This window comes from Arthrobacter subterraneus (assembly GCF_900099735.1).
In the GTDB taxonomy this organism is placed as follows: domain Bacteria; phylum Actinomycetota; class Actinomycetes; order Actinomycetales; family Micrococcaceae; genus Arthrobacter_D; species Arthrobacter_D subterraneus.
On record NZ_FNDT01000016.1, the window covers coordinates 35,167 to 55,940 of the forward strand.

The 20,774-nt window shown below is 65.4% G+C and carries 22 protein-coding genes and 3 tRNA genes; 18 read left to right on the plus strand and 7 right to left on the minus strand.

Annotated features, from left to right (window positions below):
* Positions 1 to 45 precede the first annotated feature (45 nt).
* Positions 46 to 1,440: an MFS transporter gene (locus BLS52_RS14445; RefSeq protein ID WP_035778300.1), complete on the plus strand. Its 1,395-nt coding sequence runs from the start codon at positions 46 to 48 to the stop codon at positions 1,438 to 1,440.
* Positions 1,441 to 1,442: 2 nt separating this feature from the next.
* Positions 1,443 to 2,267: a 3-hydroxybutyrate dehydrogenase gene (locus BLS52_RS14450; protein WP_090587638.1), complete on the plus strand. Its 825-nt coding sequence runs from the start codon at positions 1,443 to 1,445 to the stop codon at positions 2,265 to 2,267.
* Between the two features lie 88 nt (positions 2,268 to 2,355).
* On the opposite strand, the gene BLS52_RS14455 is transcribed toward BLS52_RS14450, so the two are convergent.
* Positions 2,356 to 3,786 carry an NCS2 family permease gene (locus BLS52_RS14455; protein ID WP_090587639.1) on the minus strand — a complete coding sequence of 477 codons (1,431 nt, stop codon included), beginning with the start codon at positions 3,784 to 3,786 and terminating at the stop codon, positions 2,356 to 2,358.
* A gap of 113 nt (positions 3,787 to 3,899) precedes the next feature.
* On the opposite strand from BLS52_RS14455, the gene BLS52_RS14460 reads away from it, so the two are divergent.
* Positions 3,900 to 4,580 (plus strand): copper resistance CopC family protein, encoded by a 681-nt coding sequence (locus tag BLS52_RS14460; RefSeq protein ID WP_090587641.1) that lies wholly within the window; start codon positions 3,900 to 3,902, stop codon positions 4,578 to 4,580.
* A gap of 38 nt (positions 4,581 to 4,618) precedes the next feature.
* Here the strand turns inward: BLS52_RS14460 and BLS52_RS14465 are convergent, their stop codons facing one another.
* Complete coding sequence (locus BLS52_RS14465; protein WP_245702884.1) at positions 4,619 to 5,311, minus strand: FAD-dependent monooxygenase; 693 nt, start codon at positions 5,309 to 5,311, stop codon at positions 4,619 to 4,621.
* Positions 5,312 to 5,574: 263 nt separating this feature from the next.
* On the opposite strand from BLS52_RS14465, the gene BLS52_RS14470 reads away from it, so the two are divergent.
* Positions 5,575 to 6,591 carry a universal stress protein gene (locus BLS52_RS14470; protein ID WP_090587642.1) on the plus strand — a complete coding sequence of 339 codons (1,017 nt, stop codon included), beginning with the start codon at positions 5,575 to 5,577 and terminating at the stop codon, positions 6,589 to 6,591.
* Here BLS52_RS14470 and BLS52_RS14475 read toward each other — a convergent pair.
* The 3 genes from BLS52_RS14475 to BLS52_RS14485 form a co-directional block, all read right to left on the minus strand.
* Entirely contained in the window at positions 6,588 to 8,069 is a 1,482-nt protein-coding gene (locus BLS52_RS14475; protein ID WP_245702885.1) for a C40 family peptidase, read from the minus strand. The genes BLS52_RS14470 and BLS52_RS14475 overlap by 4 nt on opposite strands.
* A 141-nt stretch (positions 8,070 to 8,210) precedes the next feature.
* Positions 8,211 to 9,128, minus strand: a complete 918-nt coding sequence (locus tag BLS52_RS14480; RefSeq protein WP_090587644.1) for a cation diffusion facilitator family transporter — start codon at positions 9,126 to 9,128, stop codon at positions 8,211 to 8,213.
* 38 nt (positions 9,129 to 9,166) lie between these two features.
* Positions 9,167 to 9,526 (minus strand): metallopeptidase family protein, encoded by a 360-nt coding sequence (locus BLS52_RS14485; RefSeq protein ID WP_090587668.1) that lies wholly within the window; start codon positions 9,524 to 9,526, stop codon positions 9,167 to 9,169.
* A gap of 128 nt (positions 9,527 to 9,654) precedes the next feature.
* Between BLS52_RS14485 and BLS52_RS14490 the strand changes: the two genes are divergently transcribed.
* The 9 genes from BLS52_RS14490 (at position 9,655) to BLS52_RS14530 (ending at position 12,881) form a co-directional block, all read left to right on the plus strand.
* Positions 9,655 to 9,727, plus strand: a tRNA-Glu gene (locus tag BLS52_RS14490).
* A gap of 62 nt (positions 9,728 to 9,789) precedes the next feature.
* Positions 9,790 to 9,863: transfer RNA gene (locus BLS52_RS14495), tRNA-Asp, on the plus strand.
* Between the two features lie 55 nt (positions 9,864 to 9,918).
* Positions 9,919 to 9,994, plus strand: a tRNA-Phe gene (locus BLS52_RS14500).
* Positions 9,995 to 10,145: 151 nt separating this feature from the next.
* Complete coding sequence (locus BLS52_RS14505; RefSeq protein ID WP_090587645.1) at positions 10,146 to 10,610, plus strand: hypothetical protein; 465 nt, start codon at positions 10,146 to 10,148, stop codon at positions 10,608 to 10,610.
* A gap of 69 nt (positions 10,611 to 10,679) precedes the next feature.
* Positions 10,680 to 11,120 carry an Asp23/Gls24 family envelope stress response protein gene (locus tag BLS52_RS14510; protein WP_035778299.1) on the plus strand — a complete coding sequence of 147 codons (441 nt, stop codon included), beginning with the start codon at positions 10,680 to 10,682 and terminating at the stop codon, positions 11,118 to 11,120.
* A 9-nt stretch (positions 11,121 to 11,129) separates the two neighbouring features.
* Positions 11,130 to 11,321: a DUF2273 domain-containing protein gene (locus tag BLS52_RS14515; protein WP_026544770.1), complete on the plus strand. Its 192-nt coding sequence runs from the start codon at positions 11,130 to 11,132 to the stop codon at positions 11,319 to 11,321.
* A complete protein-coding gene (locus BLS52_RS14520; RefSeq protein WP_400583949.1) occupies positions 11,312 to 11,692 on the plus strand; it encodes a hypothetical protein in 381 nt (126 codons plus the stop codon). The genes BLS52_RS14515 and BLS52_RS14520 overlap by 10 nt, the downstream gene beginning before the upstream one ends.
* Complete coding sequence (locus tag BLS52_RS14525; RefSeq protein ID WP_090587647.1) at positions 11,689 to 12,276, plus strand: DUF6286 domain-containing protein; 588 nt, start codon at positions 11,689 to 11,691, stop codon at positions 12,274 to 12,276. The genes BLS52_RS14520 and BLS52_RS14525 overlap by 4 nt, the downstream gene beginning before the upstream one ends.
* Positions 12,273 to 12,881: a hypothetical protein gene (locus BLS52_RS14530; protein WP_090587648.1), complete on the plus strand. Its 609-nt coding sequence runs from the start codon at positions 12,273 to 12,275 to the stop codon at positions 12,879 to 12,881. Before BLS52_RS14525 ends, BLS52_RS14530 begins: the two co-directional genes overlap by 4 nt.
* A 48-nt stretch (positions 12,882 to 12,929) precedes the next feature.
* Here the strand turns inward: BLS52_RS14530 and BLS52_RS14535 are convergent, their stop codons facing one another.
* Complete coding sequence (locus tag BLS52_RS14535) at positions 12,930 to 14,651, minus strand: glycoside hydrolase family 13 protein (RefSeq protein WP_175460186.1); 1,722 nt, start codon at positions 14,649 to 14,651, stop codon at positions 12,930 to 12,932.
* A 159-nt stretch (positions 14,652 to 14,810) separates the two neighbouring features.
* Between BLS52_RS14535 and BLS52_RS14540 the strand changes: the two genes are divergently transcribed.
* The 5 genes from BLS52_RS14540 to BLS52_RS14560 all read left to right on the plus strand — a co-directional run bounded on the left by BLS52_RS14540 (position 14,811) and on the right by BLS52_RS14560 (position 19,925).
* Entirely contained in the window at positions 14,811 to 16,163 is a 1,353-nt protein-coding gene (locus tag BLS52_RS14540) for an ABC transporter substrate-binding protein (RefSeq protein WP_090587650.1), read from the plus strand.
* Positions 16,164 to 16,243: 80 nt separating this feature from the next.
* Positions 16,244 to 17,209 (plus strand): carbohydrate ABC transporter permease, encoded by a 966-nt coding sequence (locus BLS52_RS14545; RefSeq protein WP_090587651.1) that lies wholly within the window; start codon positions 16,244 to 16,246, stop codon positions 17,207 to 17,209.
* Positions 17,206 to 18,153 carry a carbohydrate ABC transporter permease gene (locus tag BLS52_RS14550; protein WP_090587652.1) on the plus strand — a complete coding sequence of 316 codons (948 nt, stop codon included), beginning with the start codon at positions 17,206 to 17,208 and terminating at the stop codon, positions 18,151 to 18,153. The genes BLS52_RS14545 and BLS52_RS14550 overlap by 4 nt, the downstream gene beginning before the upstream one ends.
* 6 nt (positions 18,154 to 18,159) lie before the next feature.
* Positions 18,160 to 19,170 carry a LacI family DNA-binding transcriptional regulator gene (locus BLS52_RS14555; protein WP_090587654.1) on the plus strand — a complete coding sequence of 337 codons (1,011 nt, stop codon included), beginning with the start codon at positions 18,160 to 18,162 and terminating at the stop codon, positions 19,168 to 19,170.
* Positions 19,171 to 19,196: 26 nt separating this feature from the next.
* On the plus strand, positions 19,197 to 19,925 hold the full coding sequence (locus tag BLS52_RS14560; protein ID WP_090587655.1) for an alanine--tRNA ligase-related protein: 729 nt from the start codon (positions 19,197 to 19,199) through the stop codon (positions 19,923 to 19,925).
* On the opposite strand, the gene BLS52_RS14565 is transcribed toward BLS52_RS14560, so the two are convergent.
* The gene (locus BLS52_RS14565) at positions 19,926 to 20,774 is read right to left on the minus strand and encodes a DUF8083 family protein (protein WP_090587657.1); all 849 of its coding nucleotides are present in this window, start codon (positions 20,772 to 20,774) and stop codon (positions 19,926 to 19,928) included.

Sequence of the window (20,774 nt, forward strand, 5' to 3'; positions counted from 1 at the left end):
AGACGTACCAAGCGTGTCACAGCCGACACAGAGAAGGAGTAGTCCATGAGCGTCAGCTCACGCCCCGCCCATCCCGGGGGGAACCAGACCGGGACCCCGGATGAGACGCCCACCGGTCTCAAAAAGATCGTTGCGGCGTCCATGGTGGGAACCGTCGTCGAATGGTATGAGTTCTTCCTCTACGCCACCGCGGCCTCGCTCGTGTTCGGCATCGTCTTCTTCCCCAACGCCGATACCCCGCTGGACGCAATCATCGCAGCGTTCCTGACCTACGCCGTCGGCTTCGTTGCGCGTCCGCTGGGCGGCATCTTCTTCGGTCAGATCGGCGACAAGCTAGGCCGCAAGCACACCCTCCAGGTGACCATCATCCTGGTGGGCGTAGCCACTTTCCTGATGGGCTGTCTGCCCGGCTTCAACTCCATCGGCTACTGGGCGCCGGCCCTGCTGGTGGTCCTCCGCTTTGTCCAGGGCTTTGCCGTGGGCGGCGAGTGGGGAGGCGCCGTACTTCTCGTCGCCGAGCACAGCCCCAACAAGTCGCGCGGTTTCTGGTCCAGCTGGCCCCAGTCCGCTGTGCCGGTCGGTAACCTCCTGGCCACGGTTGTGCTGCTGACCATGTCCTCGATCCTGCCCGAGGACGAGTTCCTCGCCTGGGGCTGGCGCGTAGCGTTCTGGCTCTCCGCGATCATCGTGGTGATCGGCTACTACATTCGCACGCACGTCAGCGAATCCCCCATCTTCCTTGAGGCACGCGAACAGGTGGAGCGCGAAAAGGCCATCAGCTACGGCGTCTTCGAAGTTGTGAAGAAGTACCCCCGCGGCATCCTCGGCGCCATGGGCCTGCGGTTCGCGGAGAACATCCTGTACTACATCATCGTGAGCTTCTCGATCGTGTACCTCTCGCAGGTCCACCAGTACAACACCAGCTCGCTGCTCCTTGCGCTGCTGATCGCCCACGTTGTGCACTTCCTGGTGATCCCGCAGGTCGGCCGGCTGTCGGACCGCTTCGGGCGCAAGCCGGTCTACCTTGCCGGTGCCATCCTCGGGGCGAGCTGGGCGTTCTTCGCCTTCCCCATGTTCGACACGCTCAACCCCGTGATCATCATCCTCGCCGTGACCATCGGACTCTGCTTCCACGCACTCATGTATGCGGGCCAGCCGGCGATCATGGCGGAAATGTTCCCCACCCGCATGCGCTATTCCGGCGTCTCTCTCGGCTACCAGGTGACCTCGATCCTCGCGGGCTCCCTCGCGCCGATCATCGCCACGGCGATCCTGCAGGAAACCGGCTCCTGGGTGGGAGTGGCCCTCTACGTCCTCGGCGCCAGCGTGGTCACGGCCATCGCCGTCATCACCCTGCGCGAGACACGCGGAACCTCACTCCGGGACATTGACGCCGCGGATGCCGAGCGTCACGGAATTCCCGTCGGCAGGGAAAGCTAGCCATGCCTTCGGCACACAGGAACGACGACGGCGGCCTCCGCCCCACCGAAGAGCCGCCGTCGTCGGACTCCGGTTCCAACGCCGGCCCGCTCGCGGGCCGGCGGGCGATCGTTACCGGTGGTGCGAGCGGAATCGGGGCGGCCTGCGCCCGGGAACTAGCCGCTCAGGGTGCGTACGTGGTGGTGGCGGACCGCGACGCCGAGGGTGCCGGCGTCGTTGCCAAAGAAATCAAAGGGGAGGCCTGGGCAGTGGACCTGCTGGACACGGCCGCTCTGGAAGAGCTCTCCCTTGACGCCGACATTCTGGTGAACAACGCGGGAATCCAGGTGGTGCAGCCGATCGAGCAGTTTGATCCGGCCGATTTCAGGCGCATCCACACGCTCATGCTGGAGGTACCCTTCCTGCTGATGCGGGCGGCCCTGCCGTCGATGTATGCGAAGGGTTTTGGGCGGATCATCAACGTGTCCTCGGTGCACGGGTTGCGGGCGTCGCCCTTCAAGGCCGCGTACGTCTCGGCCAAGCACGGGCTCGAGGGGCTGTCCAAAGTCGCGGCGCTGGAGGGTGGGCCCCATGGGGTCACGAGCAACTGCGTCAATCCCGGCTATGTACGGACTCCGCTCGTGGAGAACCAGATCGCCGACCAGGCGCGACTGCACGGCATCAGCGAGGACGAGGTGCTGGAGCGGATCATGCTCACCGAGAGTGCCGTCAAACGGCTGGTGGAGCCTGCGGAAGTGGGCTCGCTGGTGGCCTGGCTGGCGTCCGACCAGGCCGGCATGGTGACCGGTGCGTCCTACACCATGGACGGCGGCTGGTCAGCGCGCTGAACCTTCCACGCACGTGAGTTGGCAGGACACGCCCCGAATGCAGCGGCAAACGGGGTGTGTCCTGCCGACTCAACGGAAGAGGCGGGGGTCAGGCGACGCCGAGCAGCTGCTCGATCGGGCCGATCCCGAAGAACACCACAAACGCCCCTGCGACGGCCCACATGAGCGGGTGGATTTCCCTGGCCCTGCCCTGGAAGGTACGCACCAGGACATACGCGATGAATCCCGCGCCCAGACCGTTGGCGATCGAGTAGGTGAACGGCATCAGCGTGAAGGTCAGAAACGCCGGAATGGCGATGCCCCAGTCCTGCCAGTCGATCCGGCCCACCTGAGACACCATCATGAAACCGACGACGACGAGGGCCGGCGCCACTGCCTCGAACGGCACCAGCGAAATCAGTGGCGTGAAGAACATCGCGACGAGGAACAGCAGCCCTGTCACGATGTTGGCAATGCCGGTGCGTGCGCCTTCACCGATACCCGCTCCGGATTCAACGTAGATCTGGTTGGAGGAGACCGAGCCTGCGCCACCGGCCACGGCGCCGAGAGCGTCCACGATGAGCACGCGGTCAACCCCGGGGATGTTGCCGTGTTTGTCCACCAGCTTCGCCTCGTTGGCCAGGCCCACCATGGTGCCCATGGCGTCAAAGAAGATGCTGAGCAGGATGGTGAAGGTCAGCAGCAGGGCAGCGGTTGCTCCCAGGCTGCCGAACGCGCCGAAGACGCTGACGCTGCCGATGAGGCTCAGATCCGGGAATCCGATCCAGGAACCGGAGGGAAGCTCCGGAACAACGAGTGACCAGCCCTGGGGATTGGCGCCCTCCGGTCCGACACTGGGCCCCACGTTCGCGACCGCCTCGACGATGACTGCGAGGATGGTCGCTGCGATAACCCCGATCAGGATTCCGCCGCGGACCTTCCGGACCACGAGGGCGATCGTGAGGATCAGGCCGAAAACAAACACCAGGGTGGGCCAGCCCAGCAGCACACCCTCGAAGCCCAGCCCTACCGGCACAGTGGTTTGGGCGACGTCGGGGATGCGCCGGACGAAGCCCGCATTCACCAGCCCGATCAGTGCGATGAACAGACCGATGCCGACGACGATCGCCGTCTTCAGGCTTTCCGGTACGGCATTGAAGACAGCGGTGCGGAACCCGGTGAGGACGAGGATGAGCATGGTGAGCCCAGCCAGCACCACCACTCCCATCATGTCCGGCCAGGTGAGCTCGGGATTTGTGGCGACCGTGATCGCCACAAAGGCGTTGACGCCCAGGCCCGTGGCAAGCGCGAAGGGGTATTTTGCCCACGCGCCCATGAGGATGGTCAGCACGCCCGCAACGAGGGCGGTCACGGCTGCCACGCGCTCAAAGCCCAGGCTGGCTCCACTGGCGTCCGCCCCGGCGAGGATGAGCGGGTTGAGCACCACAATGTAGCTCATGGCGAAGAAGGTGGCGATCCCGCCCCTGATCTCCCTCGAATAGGTTGAGCCGCGGGCTGTGAGCTGAAAGTAGCGGTCCATTGCGGTGCGCGATGCAGGCACAGGTATTCCTCTGCTGGTGGGGGGAGTTCGCTGAAAAGTCTACCCAATGTGGAGCCCAGGAACCTGCCAGAGGGGTCCCGTACGCTTGGATCATGAGTGAGTTCCCCGCAGCAGCTGCAGCATGTCCCACGGCACGTCCAGGCGCACAGCCTTTCCGGTACCTGGCCCTGCTCCTGGCCGGCCTGCTCCTGGCCGCAGGCGGGTTGATCTTCGGATCAGCCTCTGCCGCCTCGGCGCATGATGAGCTGAGCTCGTCCGCACCCGAGGCCGGGGCCACGCTTGAGGCTGTCCCCGAGGTGGTTGAACTTACTTTCACCAACGTTCCGGCCACGATCGGCTCGGACATCCAGGTTCTCGACGAGAGCGGTGAGGACTGGGCCGAGGGGGAAGTGTCCATTACCGACGCGGTGGCCACCCAGGCTGTTCGCGATGGCGCTCCTGCCGGGAACTACACCGTGAACTGGCGCGTCGTCTCCGCTGACTCACATCCCATCGAGGGGACCTTCGAGTTCACGGCCACCGGCGGCGCTTCACCTGAAACACCCGCCGCTGCCGAGACTCCAGCGGCCTCCGAACCGCCCCGCGCGTCGGCGGGAACGGCCGGCCCTGTTGAGACCGCCGAGCCGGGAGCGCTTGACCAGGAACCGGCCGCGGGCTCTGATGTGTCCTGGGGTGTGATCCTCATGATCGCGGTCCTGATCGCACTCGCCATTGTGCTGGCGCTGGGTGCCCGGCGGAGGCTCCGGCAGGGCGACAGCGACGACGCCGCATAGCGCCTTCTCGGCTGCTGGGTCTCAGTCGGGTAATGGTCTCAGGCAGTAATGGCGGACCGGTGCTGGGCTGAACCGCTCACGCCGGCGGCCAGCACGGAGCCCTTGACCGGCTGGATCGCCTGGGCCGCCCGCGCACCCTGCGTGACGATCGAATCACTGATGAGTTTCGCCTGACGGACAATTTCCCGCGTTGTGGGCGTCAGGACGTCGCCGACACCGATGAGGTAAAGGCCGATAGCGCGCAGGGCCGCCTTGATATCGCTTCCCAGGGCCAGCCCGAGGGACTGCACAAAGCGACGCAGCTGGTTCTGCGGGTACTTGGTCAGGACTACATGGTCAGCGAGCAGGACCCCGTTCCGTGTCTGGACCGCCCACTTCTTGGCGCCCAGCACGGGCGCTGGAAGGACCTGGGAGTAGCCCACCATGCAGAGCCCTTCCGCCACGGTCTCCTGCCGGATGTCCAGGGAATGGCTCGACGCGTAGCAGCGCAGCAGCCGCAGCAGCTCCGTCCGTTCCGACAGGGACACGGAGTCCGTCATGATGGTGCGGTTGGGGCCCGAGTTGAGGCACTCCACACTCTCGACGACGATGGACTGGACGCCGCGGCGGCTCAGTTCGCTGGCGACGGCCAGTCCGGAAAGCCCGGAGCCGATCACCACGGTGGTTGTGATCTCTGCGGTGGCGGGCATGAAGGAATCAGCGGCCGCGCGGGTGGCGGGCTCCGGCATCATCGATGTAAACCTCCTGCTTGAAGGAGAATTCCGCACAGCCCGGCGCCTCTTCCGGGCTGTGCGGACACTTGGCTGCGAACGGGTCAACCAAGCGCACTGAAAGCGGGCGGGAACCTTTTGTGGAGACCATCCGCCCGATAACGATGCTCGAAGCCTATATAACTTTTTGGGTGCTGAATAGGCCCCCTACTGGAGAGTAGGCTAGAAATAACCGGACGGCTGAGCGATGGTGTCAGTGTGGTCCAACCGCAAGGAGGCGGAACATGAATGAAGCTCACGTGCCGGGTGCACCGAGGCCTTTCCAGGGGCGCGGAATAGTTGTCGGGGTTGATGGCTCCGACCAGAGCATGTGCGCGCTGGTCTGGGCCGCGCATGAGGCCGAGCGGCGGCAGACTCCGCTGCATGTAGTCACCGCCTACACCGTTCCGGTCTTCGCCGCCTCGAGCATGGATGCAGGGTACGCAACCGTGGATGACTCAGTGATCCGCGAGGGCGCGCAGGCCGTCCTGGATCAGGCCATCGGGAAGATCGCAGGGCGCCACTCCCTGGAAATCGTGCCGCGCGTGGAGAGCGGCGACGCCGCCGGGGTCCTGCTGGAGCTTTCCGAGGAAGCCGAACTCATGGTCGTGGGATCGCGCGGCAGGGGCGGCTTCGTCGGACGGTTGCTGGGGTCCGTCAGCTCGGCGCTTCCGGCCCACTCCAAGTGCCCCACCGTCGTCGTGCCGCTTTTTTGTGCTCCGCGGCTCGATGAAGCGGGCGTCTCGGCGCCGAAGCCCAAGGGGGAGCCGTGCCCCCGCGCCGAGGAGGTCGAGAAGGTTGTCGTCGTGGGAGTCGACGGCTCAGAGCAGGCGCGGATGGCCTCGCTGATGGCCGCAGAGCAGGCCGAGGCCCGTAGGCTCCCGTTGCGGGTAGTGTGTTCGCTGCCGCCGTTCACCGGTTCCCTGGCGTGGATGCCTACCCCTGTTGACCGCGACGCACTTCATGCCGAGATCATGGTGCAGCTCAACGCAGGCAAGGCCTGGCTGCAGAGCCACTTTCCGCAGCTTGAGATCTCGGTCGAACTGCTTGACGGGCCGCCGGTGGAGGTGCTCATCGAGGAATCCCGCAGGGCCGAGCTGGTTGTGCTCGGAACCCGCGGGCGGGGCGGGTTCGCCGGCATGCTCCTCGGCTCCACCAGTCAGGGCGTGCTGCACCACGCGAAAGGCCCGGTGCTGGTGGTACCGGACCGCGAGGATCCGCGGTTGGCCGACCGTGAGAAGTTCGGGCCGATGGCCGCCTAGAAGCGGGCCGCGAGCGGGTTGAGCGCGCCCATCCCGCTCATGTTTGCGAGGTTCACTTCCACAATGCCCTGGCTGGGGTTGAGGGCATTCACCACGGTGTTGTTGCCCACGTAGATCGCCACGTGCCAGATCCCGGCTCCCTCGCCCCAGAAGACAAGATCACCGTACTGCGCCTGGGAGAGCGGCACGTGGGTGCGGGCGGCGTAGTACTGTGCCGACGCCGTGCGCGGAAGCGAGATCCCGCCGGCAGCAAACGCCTGCTGGGTCAGCCCGGAACAGTCGTAACCGCGTGGACCGTTGCCGCCCCACTGGTAGTAGTAGGGGGCCCCGATCCGCGCCCGGGCGTAGTTGACCGCGGAGGCCACTCCGCCGGTATTTGTTGCGGGGGGAGCGGGTGGCGGCGGGGTGGGCTTGGGCGCCGGAGCGGGAGGCGCCGGTGCGGGAGCCGGAGGAGCCGGTGCGGGCGCCGGTGCGGGCGCTGGCGGGGCAGGAGCCGGTGTGGGAGCCGGCGTCGTTGGCCGGGGCGCGGGAGCATTCGGCCTCTCGGAGGCAGGTGGCTGCACGGGAGCAGGAGCCGTCAGTGGCGCCCGAGGGACAGCGGGTTCAGCCTCAGCCGGCGGGACCAGTGTGGGAGCTGCCGGTCGCGGTGCCGCCGGCGCCGCGGGCAGTGCTGCCGCAGCTTCCGCGGACGCCGCAAGAATCCGCGCTAGCTCCGCTTCACGCCGGGCCTGTTCAAGCCCGGCAATCCGTTGTTCCTCCAGCGCGGCCGTGGTGTCGCGCAGCTCGGCAAGCTGGGCGACGAGTGTCGCGCGTTCGGCCTGCTTCTGCTCCACCAGGGAAGCGGCGGTTGCCATGGCGGCCTCGGTCGCAGCGCCGGCCGCTTCCGCAGTTTCGGCTGCTTCGGCGGCTGCCTCTTCCGCCTGACGCGCGTCGGCCTTCAGCGAGTCGAGCGAGCTCGCTGCCGTTTCGGCCTGGCTCACGGTCCGCGACCGTGAGGCAGCCATCCCCTCGACCGTTGAGGCCTGGTACATGATGCTGCCCGGATCCTGCGCAAAGGCAAGCAGGCTGCTGTCCGGCATGATCCCGCCGGCACGGTAGATGTCGGCGGCCAGTTGTCCCAGCTCCGAGGACGCCGTGCGGTAGGTCTGTTCCGCCTCTGAAGCCAGCGCCGAAAGCCGTTGTGCTGCAGCCCGCCGGTCATCCAGCTCGGCGAGGGCGTCGATGTAGGCACCCTGCGATTTCATCGCCTCAACCTGTGCGGCCTGGAGCTCAGCCGCAGCGTCTTCGAGAATGCTCTCGATCTCCGTGACGAGTTCGCCGGTCCGGGCGGTGCTGTCCTCCGCGGCCCGGATGTCTTCCGCTGTGGGGATTGCAGGGGCAGCGAAGGCTGAGGAGGGCGTCAGGCTGACGGTGAGGAGCGATCCGGCGAGCATGGCGGCGAGTACGGGATACCCGCGCGTTGTAAAGGTGTGCAGCATGACTCGATCCTCGGACGGTAACCAAACATGTCCGAGGATATGGCCACAAATGTCACATTGGCAACATTTGTCACACCAGTAGCATAAATAACACGACGGTCATTTAGGCCGATTCAGCGTTTGGTGGCGTGTCGGGCGTGTTCACGCGTGCTGCCGGCTTTCATGGATGGCGTGCTCCAGCGGCTCCAGCTGGAAGGTGCAGTGCTCGGTGTCAAAGTGGTTGCTGAGGCAGTGCACCAGCCGGTCAAGCATCCTGTCCACACCCTCCGCGTTGAGGCTTTCGGCGTCCACCACCACGTGGGCCGAGAACACCGGGACGCCGGACGTGATGGTCCAGGCATGGATGTCATGGGCATCCACTACCCCCTCGACAGTCAGGATGTGTTCGCGGATCATTGCCGGGTCTACGCCCTTGGGTGCAGATTCAAGCAACACGTTGATCACATCACTGAGCAGGCTCCATGCCCGGGGGAGGATCATGACCGCGATCAGGATGGAGGCGAGGGCATCCGCCTGCCGGAACCCGGTCACTGCAATCACGACGGCGGCAACCACCACCGCTATCGACCCCAGCAGATCTCCCAGCACCTCCAGATAGGCGCCGCGGATGTTGAGACTCTCCCGGTGCCCGCCATGCAGGATCATGAGGCAGACCAGGTTGGCCGCACCGCCGAGCAGCGCCGCGATCAGCATGATGTCCGTCCGCACCTCGGACGGCTCACCCAGCCTGCGGAACGCTTCGATCATGATGACGACGGCGATCACCGCCAGCAGCATGGCGTTGGCGAGCGCGGCGAGGACTTCCGCACGCTGGTAGCCATAGGTGCTGCGCGCCGTCGCCGGACGGCCTGCGATCCAGGAGGCAAGGAGTGCGATGAAGACGCCGGCGGCGTCGGAGAGCATGTGGCCCGCGTCGGCGAGCAGGGCCAGCGACCCGGACAATGCGGCACCGATCACCTGGATGACAACTACGGAGAGCGTGATCACCACAACCAGCACCAGGGATTTGCGGTGTTTTCCGGTGGCGGTGACCGGATGCCCGTGAGTGTGTGCGCCCATACAACCAGTATGAAGCCCGGCCCGTTCCCGGGTCCCGGTTATCCCCAGCCCAGCTCGTGGAGCCGTTCGTCATCGATCCCGAAATGGTGGGCAACCTCGTGGATGACGGTCACGAGGATCTCCTCGACCAGTTCCTCGCGGCTCTCACACATCCGCAGGAGCGGCTGGCGGAAGATGCTGATCCGGTCCGGCAGGGATCCCGCATCCCACCAGGAGTCCCGTTCCGTGAGCGGCGTGCCTTCATAGAGGCCCAGCAGATCGGGATCAGGCTCTTCGCCGGGACCCGGCTCGAACTCCTCCCTGACGAAGATCGCCACATTGTTCATCGCACGGGCCAGCCGGTCGGGGATCTGGTCGATGGCGTCATCCACAGCCGATTCGAAGTCTTCAAGGCTCATGTCGATGGGCACGCAGGAAACTCTACCGCCGCCTCTTCCGGAGGCCGGGACCGGTTTTGTGTAATCGAGACCGAGGCCCTATAGTTTTAGAGGTCCACAACGAGGAGTAAAGCACTTGTGTGGTCCAGGCCCCCATCGTCTAGCGGCCTAGGACACCGCCCTTTCACGGCGGCGGCACGGGTTCGAATCCCGTTGGGGGTACGCAGGAGTGGTTCGAGGCACCGTAGCGGTGCTGGTAGGATAAAACTCTTGCAAAATCGCAAGGCCCTGTAGCGCAGTTGGTTAGCGCGCCGCCCTGTCACGGCGGAGGTCGCGGGTTCAAGTCCCGTCAGGGTCGCTGAGACGCCGGAGCAATCCGAACGTCGACGGTGATCATCACAAGATGGTTGCAAGGCTCTGTAGCTCAGTTGGTAGAGCGTTCGACTGAAAATCGAAAGGTCACCGGATCGACGCCGGTCGGAGCCACCACTGAAAGCCCCTGGGAAACCGGGGGCTTTTGCTTTGCCCGGGTGCGGGAGAAGAGTTGGCCCGTTGACCGTTAATACCGTGGAGGGTTGCCGACAAGCGGAAAGGCTCCACCGAACACCAACCAACGGCCGGAGCGGGAAGGACCATCAGCGTGAGACTGCTGTTCGCGGTGGCTGCTTCGAGTGCCCTGGCCCTCGCGGGCTGCGCCGGTGCTGCGCCGGAGGCGACGAGCACCCTGAGCATGCCTGTCGAGTCTCCCACGCCGCCACAGACGGCTCCCTCCGAGCCCGCCCCAGGGCTTGCCGATGAAACCGGGAACACCGTCCCCGCCATGGAAGACTGCCTCATCGTGGCGGCAGGGGTGTCATCGATGATGCTTGCGCCGCTGAGCTTCATGGGTGATGAGGATCCGCAGACCATGGCGAAACTCGAGGACCAACTGCACCACCTCCACGGCAAAGTGCCCGACGAGCTCAAACCGCACTTTGCCCGGGTAGGCGATGCCGCGGAGAGCGGTCCGGACGGGGCCGGACAGTTCGACGAACCCGCTTTCCGGGAAGCGCTGAAGCCGGTGCAGAAGTGGCTCGCGGACCACTGCAGCGAACCCGTTCGCTGAGCCTTAACCCTCCCGTGTCAAAGGTTCAGCGGAAGGGTTAGGCTGGGCGGAAAGAGAAAGGGTGCCAGCATGGAGAACGAGCAGGAGGTCCCGCCGGCGGGCATGGTGCCGGTCACGGCGTCAGCAACCGGCAAGACAACCATCTCGGAAACGGCCGTCGGCAAGGTCGCAGCCCTGGCCGCCCGCAAGGTGCCCGGAGTGTATGCGCTCGGCAGCGGTACCGGCCGTGCGCTCGGAGCGCTTCGCGACGTCGTCGGTGCCGGTGATCTCGCCCAGGGCGTCCACGTGGAAGTCGGGGAGGTCCAGGCCGCCGTGGACGTCAATCTCGTCGCCGAATACGGCTACCCGCTCACCGCGGTCGCCGACCAGGTCCGGGCCGCGGTCTACGCTGCGGTAAGTGAGCTCGTCGGCCTGCAGGTCATCGAGGTGAACGTCGAGATCAATGACGTGCATGTGCCCGGCCTGAATGATCCAAAGAGCACCGACAAGCCGCGCCCGGCGGCGAGCTAAGGAGACACCATGAACCTCACCGTCGTCGGGATCCTCGTGGGCACGGTCCTGGCTTTCGCTGCGCTCATCTTCCACTTCTGGGGTTTCCTGCTGGTGGCCCTTTTCATGGCTATCGGCGCGTTTGTCGGCAGGGTCGCCGAGGGGAAACTCGACCTGCGCAGTGTGCGTGATGCCCTGGCCGGACGCCGCTCATCATCGTGACCGCCGCTCCTTCCGCGCCTGAGCGGCTCGCCGGTCACAACCGGATCAGCACGCAGGCCCTCACCAGCACTGCCTGCGCCGTCGCAGCGGATGTCCTCCGCGTGCCGGTCCGGGACATCCGGGCCAGCTGGTTCGACGACGCCGGCTTGCTTGCGCTGAGCCTCGCCCTGCCGATTGCGATTCCCTCCCTGCACCGCGTCGCCGCGGATCCGGCAGCCGTGGAGGTGTTCGGCGGATCCGTGCAGGAACGCGCGCACCGCGCCAAGGCGGAAATCCTCGAGCGGGTCATGCGCCTGAGCGGATCGCGCCTCAGCCGCGTGGACATCCGGGTCACCGGCGCCCGGGTGTCTGACGGCGGGAGGGCCAGGTGACGGACGAGACAGAGCGCCTGACCTCCGAGATCATCCGGCGGGAAACACACTCGTCACGTGCTGTACCGGCCACGATCCTGGCTGTGCTGGTGATCCTTGCCTCCCTCTACCTGATGCTGGAAACGGCGCTGAAGGCACTGGGCCAGGACCCGTGGCTGCTGGCGCCCGAGGACGCGGCCGGCTGGGTCGGTTCCCTTCCGGCCGGTATCTCGCCGAGCGTGCTGGCTGCGGCCGGTGCGCTGGTCTTCCTGCTGGGACTCTTCTTCTTCCTCGCCGCGGTTCTGCCCGGCAGGAAGGCGCGGCTCAGTATTCCCAACAAGCGTGCCGCCGTCGTCGTCGATGCGGAGGTGCTGGCCTCCTCACTGGCGCGCCGTGCCCGCGTGGCTGCCGGCGTCACGCCGGACCAGGTGCTGGTGACCATCGGCCGGCGGCTGGTGGAGGTGCAGGTGCGGCCGACGTCGGGCATTCCGGTCAGCGCGCAGGTGGTGCAGACTGCCGTCGAGGATGAACTGCGCCGGACCGCCGTGGACCCTGTGCCGGAGGTCCGCGTGGCAGTCGCGGAGTCAGGGGTGATCGGGCAGTGAACCAGACCCCACGGACCCTCAACCGGATCCTTCTGGCGTTGTTCGGGCTCCTCCTGATGGCAGCCGGAGCGCTGGCGATGGCTCTGAGCACTCCGGCGGTTGCCACGTGGTGGCAGTCAACCGCTGCCCGGGCCGGCGGCACCATCGGCGGGGTTTTGGAGTCCACCACGCTTCCGGGCCAGCGGGACAGCTGGCTCTGGATCGTGGCGGCGCTGCTGCTGGTCCTGCTGATCATCCTCATGGTCGCATGGGTGGCCAACCAGGGGAAGGGCCGCTCGGGGACGCTTGCCTATGACGACAGCGACACCCCGGTTCCCGGCAGCGTCACCATCAACGCCGCAGTGGCTGAGCAGGCACTCAAGGCGGCCCTCAGCGAGCGGGTGGACCTGGTCAATTCCGCCGTGTCCACCTATGAGTTCAGGAACCGGCCCGCGCTGAAGGTGAGGGTCTCCCCGCGCCAGGGGGTTGCGCCGGATGTGGTGGCAGATGAAGTGTCGGCGCTCGTCACGGCACTCGACGCTGCGCTGGGGGTCCAGACGCCGGTCTTGATCAGCATCAGCGGCGGCGCGCGCACCCGCTTCACGCGTGCCGAGAGGGTCCGCTAGACGGAAAAAGCGGCCCCCGGATAAATCAGGGGCCGCTTTTGCCAGGTGTCAGTGGCGCTCAATCCAGACAGCGCTGTCCGGCTGCAGCGTCTGCCCGGCCACTGCATCCTCCGCGCTGGCCACAACGACGACGCCGGCGGGCAGCTCAATCGGTGCTTCACCCATGTTCGCCACCAGCAGGATGGACCCGTTGGTGAAGGCGACCACGCCGTCCTCGGGACGGTGCTCGGGCGCCCACTCGATTGATCCACGGCCGAGCAGCCGCCCGGAGCGCTCAGACAGGGCTGACTTCACCATCTCGTGAACCGATCCGGGTCGGCCCACCTGGACGTCCGCCGCGTACTCCGCGAAGGAGGCCGGCTGGGGCAGCCAGGGGGCGGCAGCGCCGTCGTCGTTGGTGGTGGTGAAGCCGAAACCGGGAGCGTCAGCCTTCCACGGAATGGGCACGCGGCAGCCGTCCCGGCCGCGCTCAACGCCCTCGGTGCGGAAGAACGCCGGGTCCTGACGGACGGCGTCGTCGAGCAGGGTGTGCTCTGGCAGGCCCAGCTCATCCCCCTGGTACAGGTAGGCCGAACCAGGGAGCGCCAGCATGGTGAGGATGCCCGCGCGGCCGCGGCGCAGCCCCAGGGCTTCATCGGGCTGCTCGTCCAGCGGGCCGACTCCCTTGGGAAGCTGTGTCGGATCCTGCAGGCCGAAGCGGGTGGTGTGCCGCACGGTGTCATGGTTGGACAGCACCCAGGTGCTCGGCGCCCCGACGTTGCCCGCCTGTGTGAGCGATTCGACGATGCTGGCGCTGAGCCGCCCGGCATCCCACCCGGCACGCAGAAAGTCGAAGTTGAACGCCTGCTGCATCTCGTCGGCGCGTACGTAGTGGAAGAGCCGCTCGGCCGGTTCCACCCAGGCTTCGGCGACGAGCATCCGGTCGCCGGGGTATTCGGACAGGACGCGGTTCCAGCTCCGGTAGATTGCGTGGACGCCCGGCTGATCGAAGTACGGCGGTGTGGGTTCCGTTGCGGTGGCTTCCTCGAGTGCGTCGGGGTTCTTCACATCGCCGACCATGCTCTCGCGGCCGGCCCAGTCGGGCAGGCCCTCGGCCTTGACCAGGCCGTGCGCCACGTCGATGCGGAAACCGTCAACACCCCGGTCAAGCCAGAACCGCAGGACGGAGATCATTTCATCGTGGACCTCGGGGTTCTCCCAGTTCAGGTCCGGCTGCTTGGTGTCGAACAGGTGCAGGTACCACTGGCCGTCAGCAACCCGCGTCCAGGCATTGCCGCCGAAGATCGACTGCCAATTGTTCGGGGGCAGTTCGCCGTTCTCGCCGCGCCCGTCCCGGAACATGTAGCGGTCGCGCTCGCGGGAACCCTTCGGGGCGGCCAGGGCAGCCTTGAACCACTCATGCTCATCGGAGGTGTGGTTCGGCACCAGGTCCACGATGACCTTCAGGCCACGCTGGTGCGCCTCGGCGAGCATGGTGTCGAAGTCGGCAAGCGTACCGAACCGGGGGTCAACGTCCCGGTAGTCGGCGACGTCGTATCCGGCGTCCGCCTGCGGTGACACATAGAAGGGGGAGAGCCAGACGGCGTTGACGCCGAGATTCTGCAGATACGGGAGCTTGCCGGTAATGCCGTGCAGGTCGCCCATGCCGTCGCCGTTACCGTCGGCGAAGGAGCGGGGGTAGATCTGGTAGATGACGGCGTCTTCCCACCAGGCAGTGCCGTGCCCGCCACCGACCGTGCGGCCGGGGGCGGAGAGGTCGGATGCAGTCATGGGTCTCCTCTGCAGACTATGGATCACGATTCAGTATCGACGGGCCGGTCGGCCGGTCCCGGTGTTGCAGATCACAACGTAAGCGCTTACTTTGATGATATCAAGAGGTGAGGCGGCGGAGTCCACTCAGTGTCCTGCTGCCCGACGAAGGAGTCATTCATGGCGATTTTTCGCAAGAACAAAGCAGTGCTGCCGCTGGCTGCGCTCAGCGTACTGACGCTCGCGCTCTCTGCATGTGGAACGGGAGATGAGGGAGACGGAGGCGGCGGCGAAGAGCCGGCCGCCGACTGCGCCGCCTACGAAGAGTACGGAACCTTCGACGGCGAGGAGGTGAACGTCTACGCCACCATCGTCGACATCGAGGCTGAGCGGCTGGAGAACTCCTGGGCTGATTTCGCAGAGTGCACGGGCATCGAGGTTGTGTATGAAGGCTCGAAGGAATTCGAGACTCAGATCGGTGTCCGTTCCCAGGCCGGCAACCCGCCTGACATCGCGATCTTCCCCCAGCCCGGCCTGCTGGCCTCAGAGGTCGCCGGCGGTAACGTGCTGCCCGCTCCTGAGGCCGTCGAGGCTCTCACCGATGAGAACTGGTCTGAAGACTGGAAGGGTTACGGCACGGTCGATGACACCTTCTACGGCTCACCGATGCTTGCCAACGTGAAGGGTTACGTCTGGTACTCCCCGGCGACCTTCGAGGAGAACGGCTGGGAAATCCCCGAAACCCTCGACGAGATGATGACTCTGACCGAGGACATCGCGGCGGACGGCACGATGAAGCCATGGTGTGCGGGATTCGAGTCCGGTGAGGCCACAGGCTGGCCGGGTACCGACTGGGTTGAGGACTACGTTCTCCGCCAGGCAGGTCCAGAGGTCTATGACCAGTGGGTGAACCACGAAATCCCGTTCAACGATCCCCAGATCGTTGAGGCGTTCGATTCCGTCGGCGAGATCCTGAAGAACGAGGATTACGTCAACGGCGGCTTCGGAGATGTCCGCTCGATCCTGACAACCTCCTTCGCTGACGCGGGCCAGCCGGTCCTCGACGGCGAATGCGCCATGCACCACCAGGCGTCCTTCCAGGCATCGAACTGGCCTGAGGGTACTGAAGTCGCCGAAGACGGCGACGTGTGGGCCTTTATGACGCCGGGCGTCGAGCCGGGTTCGAATGCAATCACCGGTGGCGGCGAGATTATTGCGGCGTACTCGGATGAGCCCGCGGTTGTGGCTTTCCAGACGTTCATGGCCTCTGCTGAATTCGCCAACAACCGGGTGGAGCAGGGAGGAGCCATCAGCGCCAACAAGGCACTCGATGCTTCGCTCGCGCAGAGCCCGCTGGACAAGCAATCGATCGAGCTGCTGCAGAGCGAGGACACCATCTTCCGTTTTGACGCCTCCGACCTGATGCCGGGTGCCGTGGGTTCCAACTCCTTCTGGAGCGGCATCGTGGAGTGGATCAACGGTACGCCGACCGAGGAAGTTGTAGATTCCATCGAAGCCAGCTGGCCCCAGTAGCGGTTTCACAGGCCCGGCGTTCCACTGGTGTGGAACGCCGGGCCTGCCCCTGACATTCTTCGCACCAAGGAGGCTGCGCTATGGAGGATCTCGGCGAGAAATTCCTGCAGGTGGTAATTGCCCTGGCTATCTTCGCCGCCATCATCGGATTCATCATGCTGCTGGTGGACCGGGCACCCAAATCTTTCCGTGACAAAGCGACGATCATTGGCTTCATGGCTCCGGCCGCGATCCTGCTCATCGTGGGCATGGTCTGGCCCGCAGCGCAGACCACTTTCCTCGCATTCACCGACCGTAACGGCGCCATCAACGGTCTGGACAACTTCATCTGGATGTTCACCGACCCCTCGGCGCTGGTGACCCTCCGGAACACCGTACTGTGGGTGATTCTGGTCCCCACACTTTCGACGATCATCGGCCTTGTATACGCGGTGTTCATCGACAAGGCGCATGGAGAGCGCGTGCTGAAAGCTCTCGTATTCATGCCGATGGCCATTTCCATGGTCGGTGCAGGCATCATCTGGAACTTCATGTACGCCTACCGCGGCACAGGGCGGGAGCAGATCGGCCTCGTGAACCAGATCCTTGTCTGGTTCGGGGGCGAGCCGCGCCAGTTCCTGCTCGATGCGCCGGGTAACACCTTTTTCCTCATCGCCGTCATGGTGTGGATCCAGGTTGGGTTCGCCATGGTTATTCTCTCCGCCGCGATCAAGGGAATACCGGCGGATGTCATCGAAGCATCGCGGCTCGACGGGGCGAGTGCATGGCAACAGTTCCGAAACATCACCATCCCGTCGATCCGCGGTGCCCTCGTGGTGGTGGTCACCACCATCACCATCATCACCCTGAAGGTCTTCGACATTGTGCGCACCATGACGGCGGGCAATTTCGAGACGTCGGTCATCGCCAACGAGATGTATACCCAGGCGTTCCGCGCCAATGAGCCCGGCCGTGGAGCAGCGCTGGCACTGGTCCTTTTCCTGATGGTGCTGCCGGTAGTCATCTACAACGCCCGGGTACTCAAGAAGCAGAAGGAGATCCGATGACTTCGACACCAGCCGTTCCGGTAACGGTCGACGACAAGGGCGATCAACCGGTCCCGCCGATCACCCGCAGGGTGAAGCAGCGTCTGACCTCCCGCGGCGCCACGATCGCTGCGGTGATCATCGCCGTGATCTGGACCGTGCCGACTGCCGGACTGTTCATTTCCTCATTCAGGCCGGAGGAAAACCTCAACCGGGACGGTTGGTGGAACGTTTTCTCCAACTTTGAGTTCACGCTTGAGAACTACGCCGACGTGCTGGTCTCTGGCGGCAGCCAGTCGCCGAATCTCGGACAGTATTTCGTCAACTCCCTTGCCATTGTGATTCCGGGAACGCTCATCCCGCTCGTGGTTGCGTCCATGGCGGCCTACATTTTCGCGTGGAGCAACTTCCGCGGCAAGGACACGCTGTTTGTCTTCGTCTTCGCACTGCAGATTATCCCGCTGCAGATGGCGCTGATTCCGCTGTTGACGTTGTTCGTGAACCTGAAGATCGGTGAGTTCCATGTGCTTCCGCCGGGTTCCTACGCACAGTTGTGGCTCGCGCACACGATCTTCGCCCTGCCTTTGGCCATCTTCCTCCTGCACAACTTCATCGCGGAAATCCCCGGTGAGGTTATTGAAGCAGCAAGGGTGGACGGTGCCGGGCACGCGACTATCTTCTGGCGGATCATCATTCCGCTGTCAGTTCCCGCGCTCGCTTCATACGCGATATTCCAGTTCCTGTGGGTCTGGAATGACCTCCTCGTGGCGCTTGTATTCTCGGGCGGTACAGGAGATGTCGCTCCGATCACGCAGCGGCTTGCAGAGCTGACCGGAACGCGCGGCGGGGAGTGGCATCGACTGACGGCTGGGGCGTTTGTCTCGATGGTCGTCCCGCTTATTGTCTTCTTCGGTCTGCAACGCTACTTTGTCCGCGGTCTTCTGGCTGGTGGCCTCAAGGGCTGATGCAACGTGACGGGCATCGAGGATGTCGCTGTAGCCACCGGAGTGTCCACCGCCACGGTTTCCCGCGCATTGCGGGGGCTGACGGGGGTCTCGCCGGCCACCCGGGCGAAGGTCCTCACCGTCGCCCGGGAGCTGGGCTACGTGCCGTCGTCCTCCGCCTCCGGCCTGGCGTCGGGGCGGACCATGGCCATGGGCGTCCTTCTTCCCTCCATCGAACGGTGGTATTTCTCGGCGATGCTGGACGGAATCGACCGGCAGCTGCGCACCGCGGGGTATGACCTGATCGTGTTCAGCCTGGGCGGGTTCGGCGGGAACCGGGAACGGGTGTTCCACCGCTCGATCCTCCGCAAACGCATCGATGCGCTGATCGTGATGTGCATGGAGCTGACCGAGGACGAGTACCGCTCCCTGAGGGATCTCGATTCGCCCACCATCGTGGTCGGCGGGAGCGTACGGGGCGTGCCGCACGTGAGCATCGACGACCACGCCGCGGTGCGGGACGCCGTCGAGCATCTCATCGCGCTGGGACACACGCGTATTGGGCATGTGCGCGGCGGCGGCTCCTTCGGCATGCACTTTGATGTGCCGCGCATCCGGAATGACGCCTTCAAGGAGACCATGGAAGCCCACGGGCTCCCGGTCCGGGAGGAGTGGTCCGTCTTCGGGGACTTCCGGTTCAAGGAGGCCAAGATTGCCGTTACGGCGATGCTCGCCGACGCCGCTGAACGTCCCACCGCCCTGTTCTGTTCATCGGACGAGATGGCGTTCGGGGCCCTGACCGCGGCGGCCGAGCTGGGAATCAGCGTTCCCGGGGAGTTGTCGGTGATCGGCATTGACGATCACGAGTTCGCTGATCCGATGGGCCTGACCACCGTCCGCCAGATGCCCGAGGAGCAGGGCGCCTACGCGGCCGAGCTCATGCTTGCTGAGCTGGAGGGGAAGAAGCTGGAGGGCGGGCCGGTGACGCAGCCGCATGAACTCATCGAGCGCGCCTCGACCGGCCCGCCACTGCACTGAACGGTACCGGCGTCTACGCTGGAGGAATGGCTACCGAGCTCCTCTACCTTGACGATTTCAACGTGCTGACCGCTTCAGCCACCGTTACCGCCGTAACCGCGCTCGACGACGGCCGGACGGACATTGAACTGGACCGCACCTGCTTCTACCCCCGCGGCGGCGGACAGGACTGGGACACCGGCACAATCCGCGCCGGAGACGACGCCTTTACCGTCCAGGAGGTGCGGCTCGACGAGCACCAGGTGGTGCACCACCTGGGTGAGGGAAATCTGTCGGTGGGTGCCGCCGTCGTACTGGAGGTTGATGCCGAGCAGCGGGCGGTGAATACCAGGCTCCACTCCGCGGGGCACATCGTGGACCTCGCGGTGGAGCGGCTCGGGTTGCCGTGGGTGCCCGGGAAGGGCGCGCACTATCCGCATATGTCCTTCGTGGAGTACAACGGTGAGCTGCCGGGTGACGCCGAGGAGATCCGGCAGCGCGTGGAGCAGGAGGTCACGGCCGTGATTGCCGAGGGCAGCCGCAACGAGATCCGCTTCATGCCGGTGGCCGAGATGGGCGATTACTGCCGGCACGTCCCGGACAATATCCCGACCAACAAGCCTGCCCGGATTGTGCTCTACAACGCGGATTTCGGCGTACCCTGCGGCGGAACCCATGTGCAGGACGTTGCCGAGGTGGGGAAGCTCAACATCACAAAGGTCAGGTCGAAGAAGGGCATCACCAAGGTGTCCTACGCGGTGGATGGCATTAATTAGCTAGGAAGCGCGGGCAAGCTGGCGGATGGGGACCCACCGCGAAGCCAGCCGCCGGTATGCCGCGGCGGCGCCGGTCATGTCCGTTTCGGCGAGGCACTCGATGCCCATCCGTACGTCCATGGGGGACTCGTCGGGGAAGACGAGATCCGCCACCGGCCCGTAATCCAGTTCGACGACGGCGTCGCGGCGGAAGGTCTCCAGCCACTCGGTGATCTCGGTCAGTTCCTCCAGCAGGTCGAGCTCCGGTGCGGCGATGGCCAGGTTGGCCACTGCCCGCCGGGCCCGGTCGATGCACTCGCTGATGGTCACGGAGACCCGGACGGTGTGGACCTCGCCGTCGTCGTCGATCACTTCCGTGAGGTCGTCCTCGTGGATGAGGACAAACCAGGCGAAGGGGACGCCCCAAGTGGCTGAGCGGGTGTGCAGCTTGGCGGTGGATTCGGTCAGTGTCTCCGGATCCAGTCTCGCCTGGTGCGCCTCACGGGCAACCTCGGGAAGGAGGACATCCAGGAGCGGGCCACGGATGGTCTGTTCCAAAGACTCGGCGGCCAGGAAAGTCCGGACGGCCAGCTGATTGGGGCAGTAGAACGGGGCGGTGGTGCCATTGCTGCGCGGGAAGTGCAGTACCCGCACCAGGTCCTGCGCATGGTGCGGAAAGGGATCCGACACCAGGCGCGTGATGCGCTGCAGCGCATCGGCGCGGTCAAGCTGCTCGGTGACGCGGCGCTCGCGGGTGCGCTGTTCCAGGATGGCCAGCTGCTGGGCATCGCTGAAGGCGTCCAGAGGCTCGTAGACCCGCAGGAAGGAAACGTAGGGGAAACTGCGGCCCGCGCCCGGCACGTCCGCCAT

Bases quoted from the DNA above. Each gene is read 5' to 3' on its own strand.
- BLS52_RS14450 (WP_090587638.1), top strand. From the start codon at position 1,443: ATGCCTTCGGCACACAGGAACGACGACGGCGGCCTCCGCCCCACCGAA.
- BLS52_RS14565 (WP_090587657.1), bottom strand. From the start codon at position 20,774: ATGGCGGACGTGCCGGGCGCGGGCCGCAGTTTCCCCTACGTTTCCTTC.
- BLS52_RS14460 (WP_090587641.1), top strand. From the start codon at position 3,900: ATGAGTGAGTTCCCCGCAGCAGCTGCAGCATGTCCCACGGCACGTCCA.
- BLS52_RS14515 (WP_026544770.1), top strand. From the start codon at position 11,130: ATGAACCTCACCGTCGTCGGGATCCTCGTGGGCACGGTCCTGGCTTTC.
- BLS52_RS14510 (WP_035778299.1), top strand. From the start codon at position 10,680: ATGGAGAACGAGCAGGAGGTCCCGCCGGCGGGCATGGTGCCGGTCACG.
- BLS52_RS14475 (WP_245702885.1), bottom strand. From the start codon at position 8,069: ATGCTGCACACCTTTACAACGCGCGGGTATCCCGTACTCGCCGCCATG.
- BLS52_RS14470 (WP_090587642.1), top strand. From the start codon at position 5,575: ATGAATGAAGCTCACGTGCCGGGTGCACCGAGGCCTTTCCAGGGGCGC.
- BLS52_RS14545 (WP_090587651.1), top strand. From the start codon at position 16,244: ATGGAGGATCTCGGCGAGAAATTCCTGCAGGTGGTAATTGCCCTGGCT.
- BLS52_RS14535 (WP_175460186.1), bottom strand. From the start codon at position 14,651: ATGACTGCATCCGACCTCTCCGCCCCCGGCCGCACGGTCGGTGGCGGG.
- BLS52_RS14540 (WP_090587650.1), top strand. From the start codon at position 14,811: ATGGCGATTTTTCGCAAGAACAAAGCAGTGCTGCCGCTGGCTGCGCTC.
- BLS52_RS14465 (WP_245702884.1), bottom strand. From the start codon at position 5,311: ATGATGCCGGAGCCCGCCACCCGCGCGGCCGCTGATTCCTTCATGCCC.
- BLS52_RS14485 (WP_090587668.1), bottom strand. From the start codon at position 9,526: ATGAGCCTTGAAGACTTCGAATCGGCTGTGGATGACGCCATCGACCAG.
- BLS52_RS14550 (WP_090587652.1), top strand. From the start codon at position 17,206: ATGACTTCGACACCAGCCGTTCCGGTAACGGTCGACGACAAGGGCGAT.
- BLS52_RS14455 (WP_090587639.1), bottom strand. From the start codon at position 3,786: ATGGACCGCTACTTTCAGCTCACAGCCCGCGGCTCAACCTATTCGAGG.
- BLS52_RS14480 (WP_090587644.1), bottom strand. From the start codon at position 9,128: ATGGGCGCACACACTCACGGGCATCCGGTCACCGCCACCGGAAAACAC.
- BLS52_RS14445 (WP_035778300.1), top strand. From the start codon at position 46: ATGAGCGTCAGCTCACGCCCCGCCCATCCCGGGGGGAACCAGACCGGG.
- BLS52_RS14560 (WP_090587655.1), top strand. From the start codon at position 19,197: ATGGCTACCGAGCTCCTCTACCTTGACGATTTCAACGTGCTGACCGCT.